A 12,220-nucleotide genomic window follows, 5' to 3' on the forward strand; every position below is an offset into this window, starting at 1 on the left:
AACTTGAAAAAGGCTGTAGCCCCGGCGTGCGTTCCGGGGTTTTTACGATTCTTTGTGGCCGCTGATGCGCTGGCCCCAGGCCCGGGCAATAGTGCCAAGCTGTTCTTCATCCAGTCGCGTCAGGCGGCGGTCTTCGAGCAGTTGCTTGCCGGCGACCCACAGGTGTTTCACGCAGTCGCGGCCGGTGGCGTATATAAGCTGCGAAACCGGGTCGTAGACCGGTTGTTGCGCCAGACCGGACAGGTCGAAAGCGACGATGTCCGCGGCTTTGCCGATCTCCAGCGAGCCGACTTGCGCTTCGATCCCCAATGCCCGGGCGCCGTTCAGAGTGGCCATGCGCAGTGCCCGATGGGCATCCAGCGCCGTGGCCGAACCGGCGACGGCTTTGGCCAGCAGGGCGGCGGTGCGGGTTTCACCAAGCAGGTCAAGATCATTGTTGCTCGCCGCGCCATCGGTACCGACCGCTACATTGACGCCAGCCTGCCACAGGCGCTCGATCGGGCAGAAGCCGCTGGCCAGTTTCAGGTTCGACTCCGGACAGTGGATCACGCTGGTGTTGCTTTCTACCAGCAACGCCAGATCGTCATCGCTGATCTGGGTCATGTGCACGGCCTGGAAGCGCGGGCCGAGCAGACCCAGGCGACCTAGGCGGGCGAGCGGACGTTCGCCGTGTTGCTCCAGCGCCTGCTGGACTTCGAAGGCGGTTTCATGGACGTGCATGTGGATCGAAGCGTCGAGTTCCTCGGCAATCACGCGGATTTTCTCAAGGTTTTCGTCGCCGACGGTGTACGGTGCATGGGGGCCGAAAGTGATCTTGATGCGTTCGTGATGCTTCAGATCGCCGAACAATTCGACGCCCTGACGAATGGCTTCATCGGCGCTGCTGGCGCCCGGAATCGGGAAATCAAGGATCGGAATGGCGATCTGCGCACGAATGCCGCTGTTGTGTACGCGCTCGCTGGCGACTTTCGGGAAGAAATACATGTCCGAGAAACAGGTGATGCCACCTTTGAGCTGCTCGGCGATGGCCAGGTCAGTGCCGTCACGGACGAAATCTTCATCGACCCACTTGGCTTCGGCTGGCCAGATGTGGTTTTCCAGCCAGGTCATCAATGGCAGATCGTCGGCCAAGCCGCGGAACAGTGTCATCGCTGCGTGGCCGTGAGCATTGATCAGTCCGGGGGCGAGCAGCACGTCCGGCAATTCGCGGACTTCAGTGGCGTTGCACTTCAGTGCTTCGGCGCGCGGGCCGATAAACACGATGCGACCGTCGCGTATGCCCAGGCCGTGCTCCTTGAGCACAACGCCTGCGGGTTCGACGGGTACCAGCCAGGTCGGCAGCAATAATAAGTCGAGCGCAATGGCAGGTTTCGGCATCGAGGGTCGGTTCCAGTGCTTTTGTAAAGGATGGCGAAGTATACCCGAGCGTCTTCGCGGGGGGATCGCTATAATCGGCGGCTTTTGTTCATGAGTGCGGGGTGAGGGATGCGCGATCGACTGTTGGCTGCGGAGAAAGTAAAGGCCATCGATTGGCGAGATGGCGCGCTCCACCTGCTGGATCAGCGTATTTTGCCGTTCGAAGAAACCTGGATTGCCTACACCAGCGCCGCGGGTGTGGCGCAGGCGATTCGTTCGATGGTGGTGCGTGGCGCGCCGGCCATCGGCATCAGTGCGGCCTATGGCATCGTCCTCGCCGCACGAGCGCGGCTTGCCGAAGGTGGCGACTGGTATGCGGCGCTGGAAGAGGATTTCGCCTTGCTGGCCGATTCGCGTCCGACGGCAGTCAATCTGTTCTGGGCGTTGGGCCGAATGCACGATCGCCTCGATCGCCTGAAAGAAAACGCCGATCCGCTGGTGGCGCTCGAAGCCGAAGCCATCGCCATTCATGAAAGCGATCGCGAAGCCAATCTGACCATGGCTCAGCTCGGCGTTGATCTGATCCGCAAACATCAGGGCAATGCCCAGGCGATTCTGACCCACTGCAATACCGGTGCCCTGGCTACCGGCGGGTTCGGTACGGCGCTGGGGGTGATTCGCGCAGCTTATCTGGAAGGCATGGTCGAGCGCGTTTATGCCGATGAAACCCGTCCCTGGCTGCAGGGTTCGCGCCTGACGGCGTGGGAACTGGCCAACGAAGGCATTCCGGTGACGCTCAATGCCGACTCCGCTGCGGCGCATATCATGAAAACCAAAGGCGTGACCTGGGTGATCGTGGGCGCGGATCGCATCACCGCCAATGGTGACGTGGCCAACAAGATCGGCACCTATCAACTGGCGGTCAACGCTATGCACCACGGCGTGCGTTTCATGGTGGTGGCGCCGAGTTCGACCATCGACATGAACCTGGCCAGTGGTGACGACATTCCCATCGAGGAGCGCGACGGCGCCGAGTTGCTGGAAGTCGGTGGCAAGCGCGTCGGTGCGGACGTTGAAGCATTCAACCCGGTGTTTGACGTGACCCCGGCGGATCTCATCGACGCGATCGTCACCGAAAAAGGCATCGTCGAGCGTCCGGACACCGCGAAAATGGCCCAGTTGATGTGCCGCAAACGCCTGCACTGATTGACTTGATGTCTGCGTTGTCCTCTTCGCGAGCAAGCTCGCTCCCACAGGTTTTGTGATCACCATTGAACAATGTGGGAGCGAGCTTGCTCGCGAAGGGGCCTTAAAAGTCAATAAACATCGCTAAACCAAGCTCCAATTTCGCATTCAAAGAAGCTCTGAGCCTCTCTCGTCCCCGTTAAGCCTGTCACCGGTCAACTAACTATGCTCCATGCGCATCAGGGGGATAGGTGCGTGGCGGCTCTTGTGATAACATCCGGCGTTTTCCGAGGCAGCTCCACGGAGCTGTCTTTACTGCGCAAATCCGCGATCCAATGTTGATTTGTCGTAAGTCGGCGCATGGCACTCGGCCTGCCCCGACGAGCTTCGTTGGTCCCATATGGATATGACGAAGTTTCACCAGAAAAAGGAATCAGGCTTCTCATGGGCGAACTGGCCAAAGAAATCCTCCCGGTCAATATCGAAGACGAGCTGAAACAGTCCTACCTCGACTACGCGATGAGCGTGATCGTCGGCCGTGCACTGCCGGATGCGCGCGATGGCCTCAAGCCCGTGCACCGTCGCGTACTGTTCGCGATGAGCGAGCTGGGCAACGACTTCAACAAGCCGTACAAGAAATCTGCCCGTGTTGTCGGCGACGTGATCGGTAAGTATCACCCGCACGGTGATACTGCGGTGTACGACACCATCGTTCGTATGGCTCAGCCTTTCTCCCTGCGCTACCTGCTGGTAGACGGTCAGGGCAACTTCGGCTCGGTCGACGGCGACAACGCTGCGGCCATGCGATACACCGAAGTGCGCATGACCAAGCTGGCGCACGAGCTGCTGGCTGACCTGCACAAGGAAACCGTGGACTGGGTGCCGAACTACGACGGCACCGAAATGATCCCGGCGGTCATGCCGACCCGTATCCCCAACCTGCTGGTCAACGGCTCCAGCGGTATCGCCGTGGGCATGGCGACCAACATTCCGCCGCACAACCTCGGTGAAGTCATCGACGGTTGCCTGGCGCTCATCGACAACCCTGAGCTGACCGTCGATGAACTGATGCAGTACATCCCGGGTCCGGACTTTCCGACCGCGGCGATCATCAACGGTCGCGCCGGCATTATCGAAGCTTACCGCACCGGTCGCGGACGTATTTACATGCGTGCCCGCTCGATCATTGAAGACATCGACAAGGTCGGTGGCCGTCAGCAGATCGTCATCACCGAACTGCCGTACCAGTTGAACAAGGCGCGTCTGATCGAGAAGATCGCCGAGCTGGTCAAAGAGAAGAAGCTGGAAGGCATCACCGAACTGCGCGACGAGTCCGACAAGGACGGTATGCGCGTCGTGATCGAACTGCGTCGCGGCGAAGTGCCTGAGGTGATCCTCAACAACCTCTACGCCCAGACCCAGCTGCAATCGGTATTCGGCATCAACATCGTTGCGCTGATCGACGGCCGCCCACGCATCCTTAACCTCAAGGATCTGCTGGAAGCCTTCGTCCGTCACCGTCGCGAAGTCGTCACCCGTCGTACCGTGTTCGAACTGCGCAAGGCGCGCGAGCGTGGGCACATCCTCGAAGGCCAGGCTGTTGCCCTGTCGAACATCGACCCGGTGATTGCCCTGATCAAGGCTTCGCCGACGCCGTCGGAAGCCAAAGAAGCGCTGGTCAGCACGCCGTGGGAATCCTCGGCAGTGGTGGCGATGGTTGAACGTGCCGGTGCCGATTCGTGCCGTCCGGAAAACCTCGATCCGCAATACGGTCTGCGCGAAGGCAAGTACTTCCTGTCGCCAGAACAGGCGCAAGCCATTCTGGAGCTGCGTCTGCACCGTCTGACCGGCCTGGAACACGAAAAACTGCTGGCCGAGTATCAAGAGATCCTCAACCAGATCGGCGAGCTGATCCGCATCCTCAACAGCGCCGTGCGCCTGATGGAAGTGATCCGCGAAGAGCTGGAAGTGATCCGCGCCGAATACGGCGATCAGCGTCGTACCGAAATTCTCGATGCCCGTCTCGACCTGACCCTGGGTGACATGATCCCGGAAGAAGAGCGCGTCGTGACCATCTCCCACGGTGGCTATGCCAAGACCCAGCCATTGGCTGCGTACCAGGCTCAGCGTCGTGGCGGTAAAGGCAAGTCGGCCACCGGCGTCAAGGATGAGGACTACATCGCTCACCTGCTGGTAGCCAACAGCCACACCACGCTGCTGCTGTTCTCCAGCAAGGGCAAGGTGTACTGGCTCAAGACCTACGAGATTCCGGAAGCGTCCCGCGCCGCCCGTGGTCGTCCGCTGGTCAACCTCTTGCCGTTGAGCGAGGGTGAATACATCACCACCATGCTGCCGGTCGATCTCGAAGCCATGAAGCGTCGGGCCGATGAAGAAGAGGCCGAAGGCGTCGAGGCTGATGTAGAAGAGATCGAAAACAGCAACGAAACCGACGAAGAGCGTCGCGCTCGCATCAAGGCTGCTGACCGCAAGAAAGCGCCGTTCATCTTTATGTCGACCGCCAACGGTACTGTGAAGAAGACTCCGCTGGTGGCCTTCAGCCGTCAGCGCAGCGTCGGTCTGATCGCGCTGGAACTGGACGAGGGCGACATCCTGATCTCCGCTGCCATCACCGATGGCGAGCAGGAAATCATGCTGTTCTCCGACGGCGGCAAGGTCACGCGCTTCAAGGAATCCGAAGTTCGCGCCATGGGCCGTACCGCCCGCGGTGTGCGTGGCATGCGTCTGCCGGAAGGGCAGAAGCTGATCTCCATGCTGATTCCGGAAGAAGGCAGCGAAATCCTCACCGCTTCCGAGCGCGGCTACGGCAAGCGCACGGCGATCACCGAATTCCCTGAATACAAGCGTGGCGGTCAGGGCGTGATCGCCATGGTCAGCAACGAGCGTAACGGTCGTCTGGTCGGCGCAGTTCAGGTGCAGGACGGTGAAGAAATCATGCTGATCTCCGATCAGGGTACTCTGGTGCGTACCCGTGTCGACGAAGTGTCGAGCCTGGGCCGTAACACTCAGGGCGTGACGCTGATCAAGCTGGCCAAGGATGAAACCCTGGTCGGGCTGGAGCGGGTTCAGGAGCCTTCGGAAGTTGAAGGTGAAGAGCTTGAGGGTGAAGAGGGCGAGGAATTCGAAGGCACTGTCGTTAACGACGATGCCGGTGAAGACCAGCAACTCGACGCCGCAGCAGACGAAGAACCGCAAGAATAAGCGGACAAACGAGGGGGCGGATGAGAATTCGCCCCCTTGTTATTTGTCCGGTATGAAATTTCGACATCATGGATATCCCCTGTGGGAGCGAGCCTGCTCGCGAATGCAGGCGCTGCGGTACCTCTGGCACACCGCGGTGATGCATTCGCGAGCAGGCTCGCTCCCACAGGACCGTGTTGATCGGTAGTGTGATTTATTGCGTGATACCACCAAATCAGAGCGAGATTGGATGTGAGCAAGCGAGCCTATAACTTCTGCGCCGGTCCTGCGGCGCTTCCTGAAGCTGTCCTGCAGCGCGCCCAAGGTGAACTCCTTGATTGGCATGGCAAGGGTCTGTCGGTCATGGAAATGAGTCATCGCAGCGATGAGTTCGTGTCCATTGCCACCCAGGCCGAGCAAGATCTGCGTGATCTGCTGAACATCCCGTCGAACTACAAAGTGCTGTTTCTGCAAGGTGGCGCCAGCCAGCAATTCGCGCAGATACCACTGAACCTGCTGCCGGAAAACGGCTCGGCCGACTACATCGACACCGGTATCTGGTCGCAGAAAGCCATCGAAGAAGCCTCGCGCTACGGTCACGTCAATGTTGCCGCTACCGCCAAGCCTTATGATTATTTCGCTATTCCCGGCCAGAACGAATGGAGCCTGTCGAAAGACGCCGCTTACGTTCACTACGCGCCGAATGAAACCATCGGTGGTCTGGAATTCCAGTGGATCCCGGAAACCGGTGATGTGCCCCTGGTCGCCGACATGTCTTCGGACATTCTCTCGCGCCCGGTCGACATCTCGCGTTTCGGCATGATCTACGCCGGCGCGCAGAAGAACATCGGCCCGAGCGGCATCCTCGTCAACATCATCCGCGAAGACTTGCTGGGCAAGGCGCGTGCGCTGTGCCCGACCATGCTCGACTACAAGGTCGCGGCCGATAACGGCTCGATGTACAACACCCCGCCGACGTTGGCCTGGTACTTGTCCGGCCTGGTGTTCCAGTGGCTGAAAGAGCAGGGTGGCGTTGAAGCCATCGCCAAGCTCAACGACGTCAAACAGCGCACGCTGTATGAGTTCATCGACGCCAGCGGCCTCTACAGCAACCCGATCAACAAGTCGGACCGCTCGTGGATGAACGTGCCGTTCCGTCTGGCTGATGATCGTCTGGACAAGCCGTTCCTCGCCGGCGCCGATGCGCGTGGCCTGCTCAACCTCAAGGGCCACCGCTCCGTGGGCGGCATGCGCGCCTCCATCTATAACGCCGTCGACATCACCGCGGTCAACGCGCTGGTGGCGTACATGGCGGAATTCGAGAAGGAACACGGCTGATGTCCGAGCAAGAACTCAAGGCACTGCGCGTTCGCATTGACGCTCTGGACACCAAAGTCCTCGAGCTGATCAGTGAGCGTGCGCGTTGCGCCCAGGAAGTCGCCCGCGTGAAGATGGCCTCGCTGGCCGAAGGCGAAGTGCCGGTGTTCTATCGTCCTGAGCGCGAAGCTCAGGTGCTCAAGCGGGTGATGGAGCGCAATCAGGGGCCGCTGGGCAACGAAGAGATGGCGCGCTTGTTTCGCGAGATCATGTCCTCGTGCCTGGCGCTGGAGCAGCCGCTGAAAGTGGCTTACCTCGGCCCGGAAGGCACCTTCACCCAGGCGGCGGCGATGAAGCATTTTGGTCACGCGGTGATCAGCAAGCCGATGGCGGCGATCGACGAAGTGTTCCGTGAAGTGGCGGCTGGTGCGGTGAATTTTGGCGTGGTGCCGGTGGAAAACTCCACCGAAGGCGCGGTCAATCACACGCTGGACAGCTTCCTCGAACACGACATGGTGATCTGTGGCGAAGTCGAGCTGCGTATTCACCATCACCTGTTGGTCGGTGAAAACACCAAGACCGACAGCATCAGCCGCATCTATTCCCACGCGCAGTCGCTGGCCCAGTGCCGCAAGTGGCTGGACGCACACTACCCGAATGTCGAGCGCGTGGCGGTGTCCAGCAACGCTGAAGCGGCCAAGCGGGTCAAGGGTGAGTGGAACTCGGCGGCGATTGCCGGTGACATGGCGGCAGGGCTGTATGGCCTGACCCGTCTGGCCGAGAAGATCGAAGACCGTCCGGACAACTCGACGCGCTTCCTGATGATCGGTAATCAGGAAGTGCCGCCGACCGGCGACGACAAGACCTCGATCATCGTGTCCATGAGCAACAAGCCGGGCGCGCTTCACGAGCTGCTGGTGCCGTTCCATGACAACGGGATCGACCTTACCCGGATCGAAACCCGTCCGTCGCGCAGCGGTAAATGGACGTACGTGTTCTTCATCGACTTCGTCGGCCACCACCGTGATCCGTTGATCAAGGGTGTGCTGGAAAAGATCAGTCAGGAAGCAGTAGCACTCAAAGTGCTGGGTTCCTACCCGAAAGCAGTTCTTTAAGGGGCGGTAGCAAATGAGTGGCAACTTCCTCGCTCTGGCACAGCCGGGCGTGCAACAACTTTCGCCGTACGTTCCGGGCAAACCGGTGGACGAACTGGCGCGCGAGCTGGATCTGGATCCGGCAAAAATCGTCAAACTGGCGAGCAACGAAAACCCGCTGGGCGCCAGTCCGAAAGCCTTGGCGGCGATCCGCGAAGAGTTGGCCGAGCTGACTCGTTACCCGGATGGCAATGGTTTCGCATTGAAATCCCTGCTGGCCGAGCAATGCCGTGTCGAACTGAACCAGGTCACGCTGGGCAATGGCTCCAACGACATTCTCGAGCTGGTCGCGCGGGCCTATCTGGCGCCGGGCCTCAATGCGGTGTTCAGCGAGCACGCGTTTGCGGTGTACCCGATTGCCACTCAAGCGGTCGGCGCGCAAGCCAAAGTGGTGCCGGCGAAGGATTGGGGGCATGACCTGCCTGCAATGCTCGCGGCCATCGATGCCAATACTCGCGTCGTGTTCATTGCCAACCCTAACAACCCGACCGGCACCTGGTTCGGCGCAGAAGCGCTGGACGAATTCCTGCAGGATGTACCGGAGCATGTGCTGGTGGTGCTGGACGAGGCTTACATTGAGTACGCCGAGGGCAGCGATTTGCCGGACGGTCTGGATTTCCTCGCCGCTTACCCGAATCTGCTGGTTTCGCGCACCTTCTCCAAGGCGTACGGCCTGGCGGCGTTGCGTGTCGGCTACGGTCTGTCAACTCCAGTTGTTGCTGACGTGCTGAACCGTGTGCGCCAACCGTTCAACGTCAACAGTCTCGCCTTGGCGGCAGCCTGTGCGGCGTTGAAGGACGAGGAATATCTCGCGCAAAGCCGCCAGCTCAATGAGTCGGGCATGCAGCAGTTGCAAGCCGGTTTCCGTGAGTTGGGCCTGAGCTGGATCGAATCCAAAGGCAACTTCATTTGTGTTGATCTTGGTCGGGTTGCAGCCCCGGTGTTCCAGGGCTTGCTGCGCGAAGGCGTGATCGTGCGTCCGGTGGCCAACTACGGCATGCCGAACCACCTGCGGGTGACCATCGGTCTGCCGGCGGAAAACAGCCGCTTCCTCGAAGCGCTGCGCAAGGTTCTGGCTCGTGGGTGATGTCACTGCACTGCAATCTGCTGCACCTATGATCGGGCGCCTTGTGGTGGTCGGTCTGGGATTGATCGGTGGTTCGTTTGCCAAAGGCTTGCGCGAAAGCGGTGTATGCCGCGAAGTGGTCGGGGTCGATCTCGACCCGCAATCGCGCAAGCTGGCGGTCGAGTTGGGTGTGGTCGATCGCTGTGAAGATGACTTGGCGATCGCATGCCAGGGCGCTGACGTAATTCAGTTGGCGGTGCCGATACTGGCGATGGAAAAAGTGCTCGCGCGTCTGGCGAGTATGGATCTGGGGTCGACGATTCTCACCGATGTCGGCAGTGCCAAAGGCAATGTGGTGCGCGCAGCAACCGAGGCGTTCGGCGGCATGCCGGCGCGCTTCGTGCCCGGCCATCCGATCGCCGGTTCCGAGCAGAGTGGGGTAGAAGCCTCCAATGCCGAGCTGTTCCGTCGCCACAAAGTGATCCTCACGCCGCTTGAGCAAACCGATCCGGCCGCATTGGCTGTGGTCGATCGTCTGTGGCGCGAATTGGGCGCCGACGTCGAGCACATGCAGGTCGAGCGTCACGATGAAGTGCTGGCCGCGACCAGCCATTTGCCGCACCTGCTGGCCTTTGGTCTGGTTGATTCGTTGGCCAAGCGCAATGAAAATCTTGAGATCTTCCGTTACGCTGCGGGCGGTTTCCGCGATTTCACAAGAATCGCCGGAAGCGACCCGGTGATGTGGCACGACATCTTCCTCGCCAACCGCGAGGCTGTCCTGCGCACACTCGATACATTTCGCAGCGACCTCGACGCCTTGCGCGACGCGGTCGATGCAGGGGATGGGCACCAATTGTTGGGCGTTTTCACGCGCGCCCGGGTTGCCCGCGAGCATTTCAGTAAAATCCTGGCCCGCAGGGCCTATGTGGACGCTATGAATTCCAACGATCTGATCTTCCTGGCTCAACCTGGTGGCCGCCTGTCCGGTCGGATTCGCGTACCGGGTGACAAATCGATTTCCCACCGTTCGATCATGCTCGGCTCGCTGGCCGAAGGCGTCACCGAAGTCGAAGGCTTCCTTGAGGGCGAAGATGCCCTGGCGACCTTGCAGGCGTTCCGCGACATGGGCGTGGTCATCGAAGGCCCGCACCACGGCCGCGTGACCATCCACGGTGTCGGCCTGCACGGTCTGAAGCCTGCGCCGGGCCCGATCTATCTGGGCAACTCCGGTACTTCGATGCGTCTGCTGTCCGGCCTGTTGGCTGCACAGAACTTCGACAGTGTTTTGACGGGTGATGCCTCGCTTTCGAAGCGTCCGATGAACCGCGTGGCCAACCCGCTGCGTGAAATGGGCGCCGTAATCGAAACCGCTGCCGAAGGTCGTCCGCCGATGACCATTCGTGGCGGGCACAAGCTCAAAGGCCTGACCTACACCATGCCGATGGCCAGTGCTCAGGTGAAATCCTGCCTGCTGCTAGCGGGGCTGTACGCTGAAGGCAAGACCACGGTGACCGAGCCTGCACCGACCCGCGATCACACCGAGCGCATGCTGCGTGGCTTCGGTTATCCGGTCAGCGTTGAAGGCGCTACGGCTTCGGTTGAGTCCGGTGGCAAGCTGACCGCGACCCATATTGAAGTACCAGGTGACATTTCGTCGTCGGCATTCTTCCTGGTTGCCGCTTCGATTGCCGAAGGTTCCGAGCTGGTGCTCGAGCACGTCGGCATCAATCCGACCCGCACCGGTGTGATCGATATCCTGCGCCTGATGGGCGCGGACATCACCCTGGAAAACCAGCGTGAAGTTGGTGGTGAGCCTGTAGCTGACCTGCGCGTACGGGCAGCTAAACTCAAAGGTATCGAGATTCCGGAAGCGCTGGTCCCGCTGGCGATTGATGAGTTCCCGGTGCTGTTCGTGGCCGCTGCCTGCGCCGAAGGGCGCACCGTGCTGACGGGGGCCGAAGAGTTGCGGGTCAAGGAGTCTGATCGTATTCAGGTCATGGCGGACGGTCTGTTGGCGCTGGGCGTCAAATGCCAGCCGACTCCGGACGGCATCATTATTGACGGCGGCCGGATTGGCGGCGGCGAAGTGCATGGGCATGGCGATCACCGTATTGCGATGGCGTTTAGCGTTGCATCGTTGCGCGCCACTGCACCGATCCGCATCCATGATTGCGCCAACGTCGCGACGTCGTTCCCGAACTTCCTCGCGCTGTGCGGGCAGGTCGGTATCCGTGTGGCACAAGAGGCTCAGTCGTGAAAAACATTGCACCGGTCATCACCATTGATGGGCCAAGCGGTTCGGGCAAAGGCACCGTAGCCGGGATTCTGGCCAAGCGTCTGGGCTGGAACCTGCTGGATTCCGGTGCGCTGTACCGCCTGCTGGCATTTGCTGCGCACAACCATGGTGTCGACCTGACCAATGAAGAGCTGCTGAAGAAGCTTGCCGCTCATCTGGATGTTCAGTTCATAGCGGCGACTGAAGGTCAGCTGCAGCGCATCATTCTGGAAGGTGATGAGGTCAGCGATGTCATCCGCACTGAAAGCGTCGGCTCCGGCGCTTCTCAGGTCGCGGCATTGCCGGCCGTGCGCGAGGCGCTGTTGCAGCGTCAGCGTGCTTTTCAGGAGGCGCCGGGTCTGGTGGCCGACGGCCGCGACATGGGTACGGTGGTTTTTCCCGATGCACCCCTGAAGATTTTTCTCACCGCCAGTGCTGAGGAGAGGGCGCGCCGTCGATATTTGCAGTTGAAGGGCAAAGTCGAGGGTGTTAGTCTGTCGAGTCTGCTAGATGAGATCCGTGCACGCGACGAGCGTGACACCCAGCGCGCAGTAGCCCCGCTCAAGCCGGCGGCCGACGCGATTCAGCTGGATTCCACGGAGCTTTCCATCGATCAGGTGCTTGAACGCATCATGAGCGAGATCGCCATTCGCGATATCGCCGGGTGAC

At 60.5% G+C, this 12,220-nt stretch carries 8 protein-coding genes; 7 read left to right on the forward strand and 1 reads right to left on the reverse strand.

What is annotated here, in order from left to right; translation table 11 throughout:
• Nucleotides 1-42: 42 nt before the first annotated feature.
• Nucleotides 43-1,377 (reverse strand): TRZ/ATZ family hydrolase, encoded by a 1,335-nt coding sequence (locus tag ACM6IV_RS23340; RefSeq protein WP_414871829.1) that lies wholly within the window; start codon nucleotides 1,375-1,377, stop codon nucleotides 43-45.
• A 108-nt stretch (nucleotides 1,378-1,485) separates the two neighbouring features.
• On the opposite strand from ACM6IV_RS23340, the gene mtnA reads away from it, so the two are divergent.
• The 7 genes from mtnA to cmk all read left to right on the forward strand — a co-directional run bounded on the left by mtnA (nucleotide 1,486) and on the right by cmk (nucleotide 12,219).
• On the forward strand, nucleotides 1,486-2,562 hold the full coding sequence (gene mtnA / locus ACM6IV_RS23345; RefSeq protein ID WP_414871830.1) for an S-methyl-5-thioribose-1-phosphate isomerase: 1,077 nt from the start codon (nucleotides 1,486-1,488) through the stop codon (nucleotides 2,560-2,562).
• Nucleotides 2,563-2,985: 423 nt separating this feature from the next.
• Complete coding sequence (gene gyrA, locus ACM6IV_RS23350) at nucleotides 2,986-5,760, forward strand: DNA gyrase subunit A (protein ID WP_414871831.1); 2,775 nt, start codon at nucleotides 2,986-2,988, stop codon at nucleotides 5,758-5,760.
• Nucleotides 5,761-5,991: 231 nt separating this feature from the next.
• Nucleotides 5,992-7,077 carry a 3-phosphoserine/phosphohydroxythreonine transaminase gene (gene serC / locus ACM6IV_RS23355; protein ID WP_414871832.1) on the forward strand — a complete coding sequence of 362 codons (1,086 nt, stop codon included), beginning with the start codon at nucleotides 5,992-5,994 and terminating at the stop codon, nucleotides 7,075-7,077.
• The gene (gene pheA, locus ACM6IV_RS23360) at nucleotides 7,077-8,171 is read left to right on the forward strand and encodes a prephenate dehydratase (protein ID WP_016770924.1); all 1,095 of its coding nucleotides are present in this window, start codon (nucleotides 7,077-7,079) and stop codon (nucleotides 8,169-8,171) included. Before serC ends, pheA begins: the two co-directional genes overlap by 1 nt.
• A 13-nt stretch (nucleotides 8,172-8,184) precedes the next feature.
• Entirely contained in the window at nucleotides 8,185-9,297 is a 1,113-nt protein-coding gene (gene hisC / locus ACM6IV_RS23365) for a histidinol-phosphate transaminase (protein ID WP_414871833.1), read from the forward strand.
• Between the two features lie 28 nt (nucleotides 9,298-9,325).
• Nucleotides 9,326-11,533, forward strand: coding sequence for a bifunctional prephenate dehydrogenase/3-phosphoshikimate 1-carboxyvinyltransferase (locus tag ACM6IV_RS23370; RefSeq protein ID WP_414871968.1), 2,208 nt, complete (start codon nucleotides 9,326-9,328; stop codon nucleotides 11,531-11,533).
• Nucleotides 11,530-12,219 carry a (d)CMP kinase gene (cmk, locus tag ACM6IV_RS23375; RefSeq protein ID WP_064391442.1) on the forward strand — a complete coding sequence of 230 codons (690 nt, stop codon included), beginning with the start codon at nucleotides 11,530-11,532 and terminating at the stop codon, nucleotides 12,217-12,219. Before ACM6IV_RS23370 ends, cmk begins: the two co-directional genes overlap by 4 nt.
• The last annotated feature ends 1 nt before the right edge of the window (nucleotide 12,220 follow it).

Origin of the sequence: Pseudomonas sp. IT-347P, assembly GCF_949768005.1 — a bacterium.
In the GTDB taxonomy this organism is placed as follows: Bacteria; Pseudomonadota; Gammaproteobacteria; order Pseudomonadales; family Pseudomonadaceae; genus Aquipseudomonas.